Raw genomic sequence first — 15,721 nt, 5'->3', positions numbered from 1 at the left:
CAACCCATTGATCCCACGATGAAGTTACCCGTCCGCCTGCGCACGGCGGGTTGGCGCGGGCGGCGCCGTGTGCGACACTCCTTCCAAGCGGCAGAGATCGCACTGAGTCGGCGCGGGCAGTGACCACTCACCTCAAATCGGGAATCGGTGCGCCCTTAAGGTGCGAGATTCGTTGCGTGATCGGACTATTCTTGCCTCTGTCCGGACTATTCTTGCGCGATCTTGCACATCAAGATATGGGTGTAACGGCAATATTACGCTGGATTTCCTGAGAACCTCCCCAGATTTCGGGCTTAAACCTAATATTAACCCGTGACCTCCACGCAGACTCACGTTACAGTCATCAACGATAGGCATGAATAAATGCACACCAAGATGGCTCCACAGGCGGAAGAAACCATGGCATTGAATCTCTCGGTCCCGGGACAGGACGAACTGAAACCCCGTATCACCGTGTTCGGTGTCGGCGGGGCTGGCGGCAACGCGGTCAACAACATGATCGACAAGGAGCTGGACGGCGTCGATTTCGTCGTGGCCAACACCGATGCCCAGGCACTTCAGCAGAGCAAGGCCGAACACCGCATCCAGCTTGGCGTGAAGGTGACGGAGGGGCTCGGGGCAGGGGCCAAGGCCTCCATCGGGGCCGCCGCCGCCGAAGAGTCCATCGAACAGATCGTCGACCAGCTGGCCGGGGCGCATATGTGCTTCATCACCGCCGGCATGGGTGGCGGCACCGGGACCGGCGCCGCGCCGATCATCGCTCAGGCCGCGCGTGAGCTTGGTGTCCTGACCGTCGGCGTCGTCACGAAGCCCTTCCAGTTCGAAGGCGCCAAGCGGATGCGCCAGGCCGAGGAAGGCGTCGATGCGCTGCAGAAGATGGTCGATACGCTGATCATCATTCCGAACCAGAACCTGTTCCGCCTTGCCAACGAGAAGACCACGTTCACCGAAGCCTTCTCCATGGCCGACGACGTGCTCTACCAGGGCGTCAAGGGCGTGACAGACCTGATGGTCCGTCCGGGTCTCATCAACCTCGACTTCGCCGACGTCCGCGCGGTGATGGACGAGATGGGCAAGGCCATGATGGGCACCGGCGAGGCTGAGGGCGAAGATCGCGCCATCCAGGCCGCCGAGAAGGCCATCGCGAACCCGCTGCTGGACGAAATCTCCCTCCGTGGTGCGAAGGGTGTGCTCATCAACATCACCGGTTCCGACGACCTCACCCTGTTCGAGCTGGACGAGGCCGCCAACCGCATCCGCGAGGAAGTCGACCCCGACGCGAACATCATCGTCGGCTCCACCCTCGACACCTCCATGCAGGGCCGGATGCGTGTCTCCGTCGTGGCGACCGGCATCGACGCCAGCGAGATCGCGCATGACATCCCGACCCCGCGCCGCCGCATGGCCGATGTCCGCCCGGCAGAGCCCGCGCCGGTCGCCGAGCCCGCCCCGGCACCGGTGGAGGCCTTCGTTCGCCCGGCACCGGCCCCCGCGCCGCGTCCTGAACCGCGTCCCGAACCGGTCTACGAAGAACCCGCGGCCATGATCGAGGAAGAGGAAGAACCCTCACTCTTCGCCGAATATGCCGAGGAACCCGCGCAGACCTATGTGGAGGACGAGACCGACGACGGCCTGCCCGCCCCGGCCTATCGTCCCGCCGCCGTGCAGCCCGCACCTGCGCCCGCTCCGGCCCCCGCGCCGCAGACGCAGGCCCGGACCCGCACCGAGGATGCCGCCGATTTCGTCGCGCCGAAGGGTCCCCGCATGGGTCAGCCCTCTGCCGAAACGCTGCAGCGTCTGCAGGCCGCGATCAGCAAGGCCCCCGGCCGCCAGCCCGCGCCGCAGCCCGAGGAGAAATCGCGCTTCGGGATCAACTCGCTCATCAACCGGATGACCGGCGAGGGCAAGCACCACGCGCAGCCTGCGCCCCAGGCAGCCCCGCAGGCCCCGCGCCAGCAGCCCGCTTTCCGCGGCCAGGAAGCCGCGCGCCAGCCCGAGCCGACCCCGGATCCGGAGCAGGAGCGCATCGAAATCCCGGCCTTCCTGCGCCGTCAGGCGAACTGAAACGCCCCTGCCGCAGCGTCAAATGTGATCGCGGAAAGCCACCCGGAAGGGTGGCTTTTTGCGTTGCAGGACAAGGTGATGGCCGCGCCCGTATACAGCTCCGGCCAAAAAGCGCCGCAGCTGCAGCATGATGTTTCATTTCGTTGCAAACAGTGATTTGAGCCGCGCCGCCCCAGCCCCTAATTACAGGGTCACAAGGACGTGCCGGAAGACCGCGCCAATGCGGCATGGCAGAGAGACCGTCCGGGGAAGACGAGGAATTCGTGCAAAAGACGATCAAATCGCCGGTTCGTTTCGAAGGTGTCGGGCTCCATTCCGGACAGCCCGCGACGCTTGTCGTGCGCCCCGCCGCCGCCGGTCAGGGCATCTGGTTCCGCCGCACCGACATCCGTGTCGGCGATGCGCTGGTGCCGGCCCGCTGGGACGTCGTCGATCGCTCTCCGCTCTGCACCCAGCTTGTGAATGCTGCCGGTGCCTCCGTCTCCACCGTGGAACACCTGATGGCGGCGCTGGCCGGCTGCGGCATCCATAACGCGATGATCGACATCGACGGGCCCGAGGTTCCGATCCTCGACGGGTCGTCCGCGCCTTTCGTGCGCGGGTTCCTCAAGCGGGGTCTGCAGGTCCAGTCCGCACCGATCCGCGCAGTGGAAATCCTCCGTCCGGTTGAGGTGCGTGTCGGGGAGGCGGTCGCCCGGCTGGAACCGAACAGCGTCATGGAAATCGCCTTCGAGATCGACTTCGCGGACGCGGCCATCGGTGCGCAGAAAAAACAGCTGACGCTGGAAAACGGCAGCTTCGTGCGCGAACTCTGCGATTGCCGGACCTTCTGCCGCCAGGCGGATGTGGACGCGATGCAGGCGCAGGGTCTGGCGCTTGGCGGGATCGCGGGGGAAAATGCGGTGGTCTTCGACGGTGACCGCGTTGTGTCGCCCGGTGGACTGCGTCGCGCCGATGAACCCGTGCGCCACAAGATGCTGGACGCACTTGGCGACCTGACCCTTGCGGGCGGGCCGATCCTGGGCCGCTACACTGGCATCCGTGCCGGGCACAGCGTCACCAACACCCTTCTGCGCAAGGTGTTCGATGACCCGGCGAACCTGCGGCTCGTGGATTGCACCGCCGCACAGGCCGCGCGTCTGCCGGGCGCGGGCGTGCATCTTCTTGAAATCCCTGCCGTCGCCTGACGGGGAAGCAGGGCCACACCCGGCCGCGACCTCTCGGCGCGGGGTGAAGTTCGATTTGCCCCCCGGATTTTCTGTGATAGACCGTAAACGACCACGGGGCCGGACCACCGGCCCCGGCGACATGCGATTTGGTCAGGCCCAAAAAGACGAATGAGGCGGCGAGTGGTGAACTTCGGATTGGCAGGCGGGGCGCGTCGGGCAGGCAGGCTCGTGACGCCATTGCTGCTGTGCCTTGCCGTGGCGGCCTGTGGCGGCGGCGGAACCGCGGATGACGGGCTTGGCCTTCGGGGCCAGCCGATCGAGACATTTTCCGCCGACCAGATCTATGGCCGCGGCGAATTTGAGCTGGAGCGCCGCAAATACGACCGCGCCGCCACCTATTTCGGTGAGGTCGAACGCCTGTACCCCTATTCCGAATGGGCCAAGCGCGCCCTGATCATGCAGGCCTTCGCGCACCATTCCGACAAGAACTACGAGGAAAGCCGCTCTGCCGCGCAGCGCTACATCGATTTCTATCCGACGGATGAGGATGCGGCCTACGCCCAGTACCTGCTGGCGCTGTCCTACTATGACCAGATCGACGAGGTCGGCCGCGATCAGGGCCTGACCTTCCAGGCGCTGCAATCCCTGCGCACGGTGATCGAACGCTACCCGGACAGCGAATACGCCCGCTCCGCCATTCTGAAGTTCGACCTCGCCTTCGATCATCTCGCCGCGAAAGAGATGGAGATCGGCCGCTACTACCTCAAGCGCGATCACTTCGCCGCGGCCATCAACCGGTTCCGCGTGGTGGTGGAAGACTTCCAGACCACGACCCACACCCCCGAAGCCCTGCACCGCCTGGTGGAGGCGTACTTGTCGCTCGGCCTGACGGACGAGGCGCAGTCGGCGGGCGCGATCCTTGGCCACAACTTCCAGTCGACGGAATGGTACGAGGACAGCTATGCCCTGCTGACCCGTCAGGGGCTGGAAATGAAGGTGCGCGGCGACAACTGGCTGTCGGCCGTCTACCGGCAGATGATTCAGGGCAAATGGCTTTGACCACAGCGGGTGCGCAGCACCTGTCCTGCGGCACGGGCGCAGGGTGGGTACCTGTCACCCATCACACGACAACCTGAGGACAACTGCCCCATGCTGCGCGGGCTGGACATCCGGGACATGCTTATCATCGACCGGCTGGAACTGGCCTTCCAGCCCGGCCTGAACGTGCTGACCGGGGAAACCGGGGCGGGCAAGTCCATCCTGCTCGACTCGCTCGGCTTCGTTCTCGGCTGGCGCGGCCGTGCCGACCTGGTCCGCCAGGGGGCGGAGCAGGGGGAGGTCGCCGCCTGGTTCGACCTGCCGGACACGCACCCCGCCCATTCCGTGCTTGAGGAGGCGGGGATTCCCTCTGGTCCCGAACTGCTGCTGCGGCGGGTGAACACCGCCGACGGGCGCAAGACCGCGTGGATCAACGACCGACGCGCCTCGGGTGAAGTGTTGCGCGCGCTTTCGGATACGCTGGTGGAACTGCACGGCCAGCACGACGACCGCGGCCTGCTGAACCCGCGCGGGCACCTCGCGCTGCTGGATGCCTACATGGACCGCCCCGACCTCTCCGATGCCGTACGCACCGCCTGGCGCGACCGGCGCGCGGCGGTAAAGGCGCTGGATGCCGCCCGCGCCGCGCTGGAGGAGGTGAAGGCGGAGGAGGAATTCCTGCGGCACGCGGTCGGAGAGCTCGACAAGCTCGACCCGCAGCCGGGAGAGGAGGCGGAGCTCGATTCCCGCCGCCGACTGATGCAATCCGCCGGTAAGGTCCGCGAGGATGTCGCCCGCGCCTTCGCCGCGCTTGGCCCGGACGGTGCCGAATCCATGCTGACCGACGCGCAGCGCTGGCTGGAAGGCGCGGCAGAGCATACCGGCGACCGGCTCGACGCCCCGCTGGCCGCCCTGTCCCGTGCCCTGACCGAACTGGGGGAGGCGGCGGACGGGGTGGAACGCTGCCTCGACGCGCTGGACGTGGACCCGCTGGAACTGGAGCGGACGGAGGAACGGCTCTTCGCCATCCGCGGCCTGTCCCGCAAGCACGCCATCGTTGCCGACGACCTCGCCGGGTTTGCGGAGACCCTGCGCGAACGGCTCGACCGCCTGGACCGGGGCGCCGACGACATCGCGACGCTGGAAAAGTCGCAGCGCGACACCGACGCGGCCTATCGCGCCGCCGCCGCCACCCTGACGGAGGCCCGGACAGAGGCCGCCGGACGGCTGGACGCGGCCGTCATGGCCGAACTCGCCCCCCTGAAGATGGAGCGTGCGGTCTTTCGCACCGAACTGGCCCCCGCCGAACCCGGACCCGAAGGCTTGGACGCTGCGACTTTCACCGTCGCCACCAACCCCGGCGCGCCCTCCGGCCCGCTGAACCGCATCGCGTCCGGCGGGGAACTGTCCCGCTTCCTGCTGGCGCTCAAGGTCTGCCTGTCCGGCGATACGCCCGGGGTCACTATGATCTTCGACGAAATCGACCGCGGCGTGGGTGGGGCCACCGCCGATGCCGTCGGACGCCGCCTTGCTGCGCTCGCCGCTACCGGGCAGGTGCTGGTCGTGACCCATTCGCCGCAGGTCGCAGCTCTTGGTGCCCATCACTGGCGGGTCGCGAAACGGGTGGAACAGGACGCCACCCTCTCCACCGTCACCCCGCTGGACCGCGACGCACGGGTGGATGAGATCGCGCGCATGCTCTCCGGCGACCGGGTCACGGAAGAAGCGCGCGCCGCCGCGCTGGCGCTGCTGGGCTAGGGCGAAAACGGAACGGCCCCGCGCCGCGCGAAGGCGACGCGGGGCCTGAACAGGATACCGCTTACTGGGTTCGATCGTATGATGACTGCGGCGTCAGGTCATACCCCATATGGGTGAAAGCCCTGTCTGCAGGGTCAGTACAGGGGTCAGTCGGCGGTAAGTGCCGGTACGTCACCATCCATGAAGCGTTCGAGCCGGCGCAGGATCTCGGGCCATTTCTGGAAGAAGAGGAAGGAGCCGGCGCCCGCGAACACCTCGATCTCCACCCAAGGGTAATCCTCCCTGAACTCCGCCAGGGTCGCGGCGGAGATTGCCTGGTCCTGATCGCCGATCAGGTCGATCACCGGCACGCGGTCACGCATCTGCTCGAACTCCCGCCGCCAGTCGAAACGGTGCACAGCCGACACCTCCTGCCCATAGGCCCGCGCGGAGTCACGGGTATCGCTGAGCACGACATCCGCCCCGCTGTCGATGGCGTCGAAGATCATCGGGTCGCGGGTCATGCGGGTATCGGCCTCCGACCCCGCGTAGACCAGCCGGATGAACTCCGCCCTGCCGATATGACGTGCCATGGCGAAACCGGCCCGAACCAGGACCGGCAGCATCTGCGGCGTGAACCGGGCGGTGCCCAGCACGAAGCGGTGCCATCGGCCCATGCGTTCGTATTGTTCGCGCCGCGTCAGCGGCAGTACCGCCGCCACGCCCAGAACCCCGCGCACCCGTTTGGGTGCCAGCATGAACAGGCGGGCGGCAAAGATCATGTCCTCGTCCAGCACCAGCATGTGCGCGGCCCCGATACCAAGATGATCCATCAGCGCCAGGATGTCCCGAGCGACCGTGCCGGTCCGGTCCTCCGCCTTGCCCAGGGGATCGGAACCGCCCATGCCCGGCCGGATCGGCACCACGATGCGCAGTCCGGCCCGCACGGCCGCGCGTTCCGCCGCCCCCGGCCAGCGGCAGAGCCCGAAGTTGGAGCAGAAATAGACCACCGGCCGCCCGCGCGGGTCGCCGAATTCGAGATAGTCCATCACCCGCCCCTCGGGGCGCGGCAGACTGCGGAAGGGCAGGGGTGGCAGGTCGGTTCCGCCGCGTGCGACCCTTGCCTCGGCCACCGCATCCGCCCGGGTCCCGCGCGCCTCCAGCGGCGCGATGTCCATGGCCGTCATCGCAAGACGCAGCAGATCGTTCTGCCCGCGCGCCTCGGTCTTGGTCTGGATCGCCTTGATCTGGGACCGGATCGTGTCCACCGACCGGCCCCGGCTGGCCGCGATGTCGCGCAGTGTGCGGCTTTCGGTCAGGGCCATCATCACCTCGGCCTCGGTCCGGGTCAGTCCGAAGGCCGCGCGCAGCGTGTCCGCAGCACCTTCGGGCCAGTGCAGTTCGGTGGTCACCACAAGCACGAAATCCGCCTGCCCGCCGGTCTGCACCAGCCGTGTCTGCAACAGCACCAGCCGGTCATCCGCCAGCCGCCGCGCCCGGATCAGTCGCGAGGTCTCGACGGCCCCCGCGCCGTCACGCCGGAGCATCGCCAGCGCGACCCGTGCCAGCACGGCGAGGTCCTCCTCCCGGACTCGCAGACAGGACAGGGGCCCCGCCAGCGCCGCGCCGAGCGTCTTCGAAGCGGCCCGGTTCATCGCCGACACCCTAAGGGCGCCGTCCAGCGTGAAGGCGGCGGTGTTGCGGTAGGGGCGCAGCTCTGCCTCCTCCGCCCGGTTGCCCTGACCGGGGCGCACCCGGTCGAGAATCTGCTCCACCCGCCGCACATGACGCAGCAGACCCGTCCGTTCGATCATCGCCCGCCGCGCCGGGGCCGGGCTGCGCCAGCCGGGCGACATCAGCGCATCCCAGTGGTCGATCAGATCCCCAAGCTTTTCGGGTTCCAGCGCGGCCCCGTACAGCCGGTCCACGACTTCACTCTGAAGCGCCGGATCGCCGTGATCGGCGCCCGGAGGGGCTGGCTGGTCCTTGGTCGGGTCGGTCACGGCAGCTTGATCCACCTTATCGGCTGCGACGCCAGTCAGGGTAACAGATCGGCAGTACCCTGTCGCGGCCCCGCTCCGGCCGTGCAGCGGGCCGCCGACCGCGCAACCGCAGGATGACTCTAATTGGCGTCAGGCGCAAGCTTGCCGGGGTTCATCAGATTCTGCGGATCCAGCGCCTGTTTCACCAGCCCCATGACCTGCCAGGCATCCCCGTGTTCGCGCGCCATGAACGCCTTTTTTCCAACGCCTACGCCATGTTCCCCGGTCGATGTTCCGCCCATGGACAGCGCCAGCGCGACCATCCGGTCAGAGGCCGCCTTGACCCGTTCCAGTTCCGCAACGTCACTTGGATCGAACAGCAGGATGGCATGGAAATTGCCGTCCCCCACATGGCCGAGGATCGGCCCCGTGATCCCATGTTCCTGCAGGTCCGCCTGCGTCGCCTCCACCGCCTCTGCCAGCCGGGAAATCGGCACGCAGATGTCCGTGACCACCGCCCGGGTGCCCGGCCGCGCCGCAAGGATCGCCCAGTAGGCGTGATGGCGCAGGGTCCAGAGCGCGCGGCGGTCCTCCGCGCTTGCTGCCCACTGGAACCCGTGCCCGCCGTGATCCGCAACGATGGTGCCGAAGGCCTCCGCCTGTTCCTCCACCGCCGAGTCCGATCCGTGGAATTCCACCAGCAGATGCGGCACCAGCGCCATCTCGCTGCCGGAATAGGCGTTGACCGCCGCGACCGTGCCCTCGTCGACGAATTCGATCCGCGCCATGGGGATCCCCATCTGGATCGTATCGACCACCGCCCTCACTGCATCGCCGATGGAATCGAAGGCACAGACCGCCGCGCTCACCGCCTCCGGCTGGCCATGCAGGCGCAGCGTAAGTTCGGTGATGAGGCCAAGCGTCCCCTCCGCCCCGATGAACAGCCCGGTCAGGTCGTACCCGGCCGAGGACTTGCGCGCCCGCGTTCCGGTCCGGATCACCCGCCCGTCCGCCAGCACGACCTCCAGCCCAAGCACATTGTCCCGCATCGTGCCGTACCGCACCGCCGTCGTACCGCTCGCCCGGGTGGAGGCCATGCCTCCGATGCTGGCATTCGCCCCGGGGTCCACGGGAAAGAACAGCCCCGTCGCGCGCAGTTCCTCGTTCAGCGCCTCGCGCGTGAGGCCGGGCTGCACCCGCGCGTCCATGTCCGCCTGTCCGACGCCGAGAACCCGGTTCATCCGCGCGAAGTCCACCACCACCCCGCCCGAGAACGCCTGTGCCTGACCTTCCAGCGATGTCCCCGCGCCCCAGCCCGTCACCGGTACGCCGTGCGCCGCGCAGATGCGCACCAGCGCCGACACCTCGGCCGTAGCCTCCGGATAGGCCACCGCTTCGGGCGGAGTCGCCGGAAAATAGCTCTCCGACCCGCCATGCGCGGCCAGATCCGGCTTGGACCGCGTGATGCGATCGCCTAAGAGTTCCGAAAGTTCGGACCAGGCCGTGTCAAGCGTCATTGTCCGCCCCCCTGTAAAACGGTCGGTCTGTCATATGATAGGGAGGCGGCGCAGGGAAGGGCAGGCTGCGCCCCCCGTGGCCCCGAAACGCGATCAGCAAGGCGGAAAGGACATGCCCGGCGACAACGCTTCAGTGCTGGCAGCGGCAGCCGACCGGGTCCGGTGCGAGCTGACCGACGGCTGGCACGTGATCCGCACACGCGGCCCGAACCAAGTGCAGTTCTGGCTGATCGCGCTTGCCGTCGGTATCGCCAGCGGATTTGCCGCGCTGTTCTTCCGCAAGGGGATCGAGGCGCTTCAGGAACTGCTCTACCGCGCCGACGACATCACCCACCTTCATAGCTGGGCGGGCAGCCTGCCGTGGTACTGGGTGCTGTGCATTCCGATCTTCGGCGGGCTGCTGGTCGGGCTGATCCTCCATGTCTTTACCCCGGACGGCCGCGTCCGCTCCGTTGCCGACGTGATCCAGGGTGCCGCCCTGAACGCCGGCCGGGTGGAGGGGCGGGCCGGCCTCGCCTCCGCCGCCGCGTCGCTCATCACGCTCGGCACCGGGGGGTCTTCGGGCCGGGAAGGGCCGGTGGTGCACCTTGCCGCCGTGATTTCCTCGAAGGTGATGAAATGGATCAAGGCCGACGGGATGACCGGGCGCGACCTGCTCGGCTGTGCGGTCGCCGCCGCCGTTTCCGCCTCCTTCAACGCTCCGATCGCCGGGGCGCTCTTCGCGCTAGAGGTCGTGCTGAGACATTTCGCCATCCACGCCTTCGCCCCGATCGTCATCGCCTCCGTCGCGGGCACGGTCATCAACCGCCTGGAATTCGGCGGCGTGACGGAATTCACCCTGCCGGGCACCTCCCTCTTCCAGTTCTACGAGGAACTCCCCGCCTTCCTGATCCTCGGCGCGGTCTGCGGCATCGTCGCCGGCCTGCTGATGCGCGCCATCTTCGCGGCAGAGGACATCGCCACCCACATCCAGACCCGCGCCGGGATCCCCCGCTGGCTGCGCCCGGCGCTGGCGGGCGCGATGCTCGGGCTCATGGCGATCTGGTTCCCCCATATCATCGGCGTCGGTTATGAGACGACCTCGCTCGCCCTGACAGGGCGCATCGGCCTCGGCGAGGCCATCGTCTTCGCCATGCTCAAGACCGTCGCGGTGGCGATCACCATCGGCGGGCGCATGGGTGGCGGGGTCTTCTCGCCCTCCCTCATGGTGGGTGCACTGACCGGGCTGGCCTTCGGGCTGATCGCAACCTCGGTCTTCCCCGAGGTCTCCGGCTCCTCTTCGCTCTACGCGCTGGCGGGCATGGGCGGGGTCGCCGCCGCCGTGCTTGGCGCGCCGATCTCCACCACGCTGATCGTCTTCGAATTGACGGGGGACTGGGCGACCGGCCTCGCGGTGATGGTCACCGTCTCCATCTCAACCGCCATCGGCACGCGGCTGGTCGACCGCTCCTTCTTCCTGACCCAGCTGGAACGGCGCGGTACCCATGTCGCCGCCGGACCCCAGGCCTATCTGCTCGGCCTGTTCCGCGCAGGGGACGTGATGCGCCCGCGCGGGCACGAGAAATCACCGCCCGAGGAGGCCTGCTGGGACCGGATCGAGGCCGGGGACTACCTCGACGCCAGCGCCACGCTGGAATCCGCCCTGCCGGTCTTTGACCGCACCGGCGCGGCCTATCTGCCGGTGATCCAGCTCACCAGGGCCGACCAGCCGCCCGAACTGCTCGGCGCGCTCTACCACGTCGACGCCCTGCGCGCCTACAACCGCGCCCTCGCGGCCACGGCGGCCGAAGAGCACAGCTGACGCTTTCATCTTGCTTGAAATATCCTGGGGGGAGTCCGCAAGGACGGGGGGCAACGCCCCCCTGGTGCCGGCGCCTCAGACCCGCTCCACCGTCACGTAGTCCGTGGCGTAGAAGGCGATGTGACCCGCGATCTGCTCCATCCCCGCCAGCGGGGTTTCATAGGACCAGGCCGCGTTCTCGTGCGTGGTGCTCTTGGTGACGATGGAGAAATAGCTCGCGTCGCCCTTCTTCGGGCAATGGGTGGTGTGGTCGGTCCGGTCGAGAAAGGCCATGGCGATGTCGTCGCGCGGAAAATAGATGACGGCCGGATAGCTGCCCTCGGTCAGTTCCAGCGCGTTGCGGCTTTCCCCAAGCACCGCCCCGCCGGAGCGCACGGTCCAGGTCCCCTCGGCCTTGCGAATAGTGATATCGGTCATGTCTTGCCCTCCCAAGCAGGCGGTGATGGCCTCGTCCCGACTTTGCGACAGCCCTGCGACGGTTCTGTTACGAAATCAGAGTTTTTCCGTCGCGGCGGCGAACCATGCTCCACAATCCTCGGGGAGCAGAGGGCCCAGCTTGTCGCGGCAGGTGGCGTGATAGCTGTCGATCCAGTCCCGCTCGTCTTGCGACAGCAGTGCGGGGTCGATCAGATGGCGGTCGATCGGAACCCAGGTCAGGGTTTCGAAATCCAGCATGTCACGGGAATCTCCCCCCGGCAAGGGGGCGGCCGGCTGCACGGCGATCAGGTTTTCGATCCGGATACCGAAGGCACCCTCGCGGTAATATCCCGGCTCGTTCGACAGGATCATGCCCGGCTGCAGCGCCACGTCGCCGCCCCGGGCCAGCCGCTGCGGTCCCTCGTGCACGCAGAGATAGGCCCCGACCCCGTGCCCGGTTCCATGGTCGTAATCCATCCCCGCCAGCCAGAGCGGATAGCGCGCCAGCGCATCCAGATGCGACCCGGCCACGCCCCGCGGAAACCGGGCGCGGGAAATCGCGATCATGCCCTTGAGCACGAGGGTGAAGGCCCGTTTCTCCTCCGCCCCTGCATCCCCGACGACCAGCGTGCGGGTGATGTCGGTGGTGCCGTCTGGATACTGCCCGCCGCTGTCGAGCACGATCAGCGCGCCGTCTTCCAGCCTGCGGTTGGTTTCTCTGGTCACGCGGTAATGGGGCAGGGCGCCGTTCGGCCCGGCCCCGGCGATGGTGTCGAAGGAGATCTCGCGCAGCATGTTGGTGTCGCGGCGGAACCCCTCGAGCCGCGTGACGAGGTCGATCTCGCTCAGGCCCGTCGTGCTGGCCCCCTCGAACCAGGCAAGGAACCGGCACATCGCCACCGCGTCGCGCAGATGCGCGTCGCGCATGCCCGACAGTTCGCCCGCATTCTTGCAGGCCTTGGGCAGGCGGCAGGGATCCATGCTGTGCCGCGCCGGGATCCCCGCCGCCGCCAGCATGTCCGCAACCGCCTGCGGGGTGGACTGCGGGTCGATCCGGACAGGCCCGCTGGTATCGGCCAGTACCTGTGCCAGATCGCTTTCGGGTCGGACCGCGATGTCGGGGCCGAGGTGATCCGCCACCTCCGCGCATTTCCCGGGATCGGTCAGCAGCACCGCGGTGCCATCCGCACGCAGCAGCGCCATGGCATGGGCAATCGGATTCCTCGGAATGTCCGCGCCCCGGATGTTGAACAGCCAGGCGACGGAATCCGGCAGGGTGATGAGCGACGCCGCCTCGCCCTTCGCGGCCAGTTCGCGGCCAAGGCGGTTCCGCTTGTCCGCATGGCTTTCGCCCGCGAATTCCAGCGGATGCGCGAAGATCGAGGCAGAGGGCGGCGCGGGCTGGTCGGGCCAGATACGGTCGATCGGATTTGCCACCGGCCGGAAGGTGATGGACGGAAGATCGCGGGTCAGGCGACCGATCTCCTCCATCGTATGAAGCCAGGGGTCATAGGCCAGCACCGCACCCGCGGGAAAGGCCTCAGCCAACCAGGCGACATGGGTCTGCGCCGGCCAGTCCATCGGCGTGAACTCGGGCGCGACCTGCGCGCGCACTTGCACCCGGTAGCGCCCGTCGACAAAGACCAGAGCGTGATCCGCCGTGACCAGCGCGAAGCCGGCCGACCCGGTAAAACCCGTCAGCCAGGCCAGCCGGTCGTCCCGCGGCGCGACATATTCGCCCTGGAACCGGTCGGCGCGGGGAATGAGCAGCGCATCCCAGCCCTCCGACGCCATCAGCGCGCGCAGGGCGGCCAGCCGGGGTGGCCCCTGTTCGGGAGAGGTCGGGCTGTCGAAGGTCTGGAACATGTCGCTTTTCATGACGGGCCTCCGGTCTGTTGGCGGGCGCCGGAGGGCGCTGCCCTGTCGCCATGGCCCCTCGGGCCAATGGCGCGAACATGGCTAGCCCCCCGGGGTGCTTATGGCAAGATGAAGATCAGGAGGCCTTTCGGATCCCCGCGAAACGCGCCCGCGCGCGCGGGTCGCTGTCGAAAAGCGCGGCAAGCTGTTCGGTCATCGCTCCGGCCAGCTGATCCACGTCGGTGATCGTCACGGCGCGATTGTAGTAGCGGGTCACGTCATGCCCGATCCCGATGGCGAGAAGTTCGACCTGCTTGCGCTTCTCGACCATGGCGATCACGTCGCGCAGGTGTTTCTCGAGGTAGTTCGCCGGGTTCACCGAGAGCGTGGAGTCATCCACCGGCGCCCCGTCGGAAATCACCATGAGGATCTTGCGCGCCTCGCGCCGCCCGACCATCCGGCGATGCGCCCATTCCAGCGCCTCACCGTCGATGTTTTCCTTCAGCAGACCTTCCTTCATCATCAGGCCGAGGTTTTCCCGCGCGCGACGCCATGGTGCATCCGCGGACTTGTAGACGATATGGCGCAGGTCGTTCAGGCGGCCGGGCTGCTGCGGGCGGCCGTCGTTCAGCCAGCGTTCGCGGCTCTGCCCGCCTTTCCAGGCGCGGGTGGTGAATCCGAGGATCTCGACCTTGACCGAACACCGCTCCAGCGTGCGGGCCAGAACGTCGGCGCAGATCGCCGCGATGGAGATCGGGCGGCCCCGCATGGAGCCGGAGTTGTCCAGCAGGAGGGTCACGACGGTATCGCGGAACTCCATGTCCTTCTCGACCTTGAAGGACAGCGGCGTCGTCGGGTTGGCGACCACACGGGCCAGCCGTCCGGCGTCGAGCACGCCTTCTTCCTTGTCGAATTCCCAACTGCGGTTCTGCTGCGCCTGAAGGCGGCGCTGCAGCTTGTTCGCCAGTCGTCCGACCGCGCCCTTGAGCGGTTCGAGCTGCTGGTCGAGATAGGCGCGCAGGCGCTCCAGTTCGACGGGTTCGGCCAGATCCTCCGCCGCGACCTCCTCGTCGAAATCGGCGGCGAAGACGGTGTAGTTCGGGTCGGCCTCGGAATAGGGCGGCGGGGGGGGCGGTTCGAGCGGGGCCTCGCCCTCGGGCATCTCCGCCTCTTCGCCCATCTCGTCCTCGGCCATGTCGTCCATCGACACGGTGGCCTCCGACGGGTCCTGCTGTTCGTCCTGCGACTGTTCCGGGGAAGCCTCGGCGTCCTCTTCCTCCTCCGACTGACCGGTGGAGTCGGGCTGTTCCTCTTCCTCCTGCCCGTCCTCGGTTGCATCATCCTGCGCGTCGTCCGACCCGTCCGGGTCCTCGCCAAGCTGATCGCCGTAGCCGAGATCTTCGATGATGCGCCGCGCGAAACGGGCGAATTCGGTCTGGTTGGAAAGCTTCTCGGACAGATCCTCGAGCGTCCCGCCAGCCTGATCCTCGATGAACCCGCGCCACAGTTCCATGACGTTCTGCGCGCCCGCGGGCATGTCGCGGCCGGTGGCGAGGTGGCGGATCAGGTAGCCTGCGGCGATCGGCAGCGGCGCGTCGGCGGCCTGCGTGACGCCTTCATAGCCCGCGCGCTTCGCCTCCGCACCGATCTTGGCGTCGATGTTTCCGGCGGTGCCCGGCATGTCGCGCGCGCCCATGGCCTCACAACGCGCCGTTTCCATCGCCTCGTAGAGATCGCGCGCCATCTGACCGGCGGGGGCATATTTCGAATGCGTGCCCGCATCGTGGTACCGGCGGTGCATGGCCAGCGCATCGGCGGTGCCGCGCGCCAGCAGCACTTCGTCCTTCGTCATCCGGCGCGAGACCTGCGGCAGGCGCATGTTGTCGCCGGACGTACCAGATGGGTCGACCGAATAGCTGACCGTCAGGTCCGGGTCGTCGGCCATGACCTTGGTGGCCTCGGCGAGGGCCTTCTTGAACGGATCGGCGGGATTGTCGCTGGACTTGCTCATGGCAGAGGTAAAGCACTCCGCGCCGTCCTCGGCAAGCGGGTCGCGGCGCGAAAACGGCTGGCCGAGTCCGCTCATCTCCCCGTCCAGCAGATGCCGACATGTTTCATGAGCCGATTGCGCACGGCGCC

10 protein-coding genes are annotated in these 15,721 nt (G+C 67.7%); 5 read left to right on the top strand and 5 right to left on the bottom strand.

Annotated features, from left to right (window positions below; all coding sequences use genetic code 11):
* Positions 1–399: 399 nt before the first annotated feature.
* From ftsZ to recN, 4 genes are all read left to right on the top strand, one after another.
* The gene (gene ftsZ, locus IEV87_RS10005) at positions 400–2,064 is read left to right on the top strand and encodes a cell division protein FtsZ (RefSeq protein WP_188477547.1); all 1,665 of its coding nucleotides are present in this window, start codon (positions 400–402) and stop codon (positions 2,062–2,064) included.
* Between the two features lie 263 nt (positions 2,065–2,327).
* A complete protein-coding gene (gene lpxC, locus IEV87_RS10000) occupies positions 2,328–3,251 on the top strand; it encodes a UDP-3-O-acyl-N-acetylglucosamine deacetylase (protein ID WP_188477546.1) in 924 nt (307 codons plus the stop codon).
* 177 nt (positions 3,252–3,428) lie between these two features.
* Entirely contained in the window at positions 3,429–4,292 is an 864-nt protein-coding gene (locus IEV87_RS09995; protein WP_373284052.1) for an outer membrane protein assembly factor BamD, read from the top strand.
* A gap of 90 nt (positions 4,293–4,382) precedes the next feature.
* Positions 4,383–6,029: a DNA repair protein RecN gene (gene recN / locus IEV87_RS09990; protein WP_188477544.1), complete on the top strand. Its 1,647-nt coding sequence runs from the start codon at positions 4,383–4,385 to the stop codon at positions 6,027–6,029.
* Between the two features lie 146 nt (positions 6,030–6,175).
* Here recN and IEV87_RS09985 read toward each other — a convergent pair whose 3' ends face one another.
* Together IEV87_RS09985 and IEV87_RS09980 are read right to left on the bottom strand one after the other, a co-directional pair.
* On the bottom strand, positions 6,176–8,011 hold the full coding sequence (locus IEV87_RS09985; protein ID WP_188477543.1) for an alpha/beta fold hydrolase: 1,836 nt from the start codon (positions 8,009–8,011) through the stop codon (positions 6,176–6,178).
* A 119-nt stretch (positions 8,012–8,130) separates the two neighbouring features.
* Positions 8,131–9,507 carry an FAD-binding oxidoreductase gene (locus IEV87_RS09980; RefSeq protein ID WP_188477542.1) on the bottom strand — a complete coding sequence of 459 codons (1,377 nt, stop codon included), beginning with the start codon at positions 9,505–9,507 and terminating at the stop codon, positions 8,131–8,133.
* Between the two features lie 112 nt (positions 9,508–9,619).
* Between IEV87_RS09980 and IEV87_RS09975 the strand changes: the two genes are divergently transcribed.
* Complete coding sequence (locus IEV87_RS09975; RefSeq protein ID WP_188477541.1) at positions 9,620–11,308, top strand: chloride channel protein; 1,689 nt, start codon at positions 9,620–9,622, stop codon at positions 11,306–11,308.
* A gap of 75 nt (positions 11,309–11,383) precedes the next feature.
* On the opposite strand, the gene IEV87_RS09970 is transcribed toward IEV87_RS09975, so the two are convergent.
* The 3 genes from IEV87_RS09970 to cobT form a co-directional block, all read right to left on the bottom strand.
* On the bottom strand, positions 11,384–11,725 hold the full coding sequence (locus tag IEV87_RS09970; RefSeq protein WP_188477540.1) for a DUF427 domain-containing protein: 342 nt from the start codon (positions 11,723–11,725) through the stop codon (positions 11,384–11,386).
* 75 nt (positions 11,726–11,800) lie between these two features.
* Positions 11,801–13,591, bottom strand: coding sequence for an aminopeptidase P family protein (locus IEV87_RS09965; RefSeq protein WP_188478397.1), 1,791 nt, complete (start codon positions 13,589–13,591; stop codon positions 11,801–11,803).
* A 127-nt stretch (positions 13,592–13,718) separates the two neighbouring features.
* The gene (cobT, locus tag IEV87_RS09960; RefSeq protein WP_188478396.1) at positions 13,719–15,593 is read right to left on the bottom strand and encodes a cobaltochelatase subunit CobT; all 1,875 of its coding nucleotides are present in this window, start codon (positions 15,591–15,593) and stop codon (positions 13,719–13,721) included.
* Positions 15,594–15,721 lie beyond the last annotated feature (128 nt).

It is taken from the genome of Primorskyibacter flagellatus (assembly GCF_014638275.1).
Taxonomy (GTDB): Bacteria; Pseudomonadota; Alphaproteobacteria; order Rhodobacterales; family Rhodobacteraceae; genus Pseudooceanicola; species Pseudooceanicola flagellatus_A.
The sequence above is the reverse complement of the archived record's forward strand: the minus strand, read 5'-3'. Positions and strand labels throughout refer to the sequence as shown.

Bases quoted from the DNA above. Each gene is read 5' to 3' on its own strand.
- ftsZ (WP_188477547.1), top strand. From the start codon at position 400: ATGGCATTGAATCTCTCGGTCCCGGGACAGGACGAACTGAAACCCCGT.
- recN (WP_188477544.1), top strand. From the start codon at position 4,383: ATGCTGCGCGGGCTGGACATCCGGGACATGCTTATCATCGACCGGCTG.
- IEV87_RS09980 (WP_188477542.1), bottom strand. From the start codon at position 9,507: ATGACGCTTGACACGGCCTGGTCCGAACTTTCGGAACTCTTAGGCGAT.
- IEV87_RS09975 (WP_188477541.1), top strand. From the start codon at position 9,620: ATGCCCGGCGACAACGCTTCAGTGCTGGCAGCGGCAGCCGACCGGGTC.
- IEV87_RS09970 (WP_188477540.1), bottom strand. From the start codon at position 11,725: ATGACCGATATCACTATTCGCAAGGCCGAGGGGACCTGGACCGTGCGC.
- IEV87_RS09965 (WP_188478397.1), bottom strand. From the start codon at position 13,591: ATGTTCCAGACCTTCGACAGCCCGACCTCTCCCGAACAGGGGCCACCC.
- cobT (WP_188478396.1), bottom strand. From the start codon at position 15,593: ATGAGCAAGTCCAGCGACAATCCCGCCGATCCGTTCAAGAAGGCCCTC.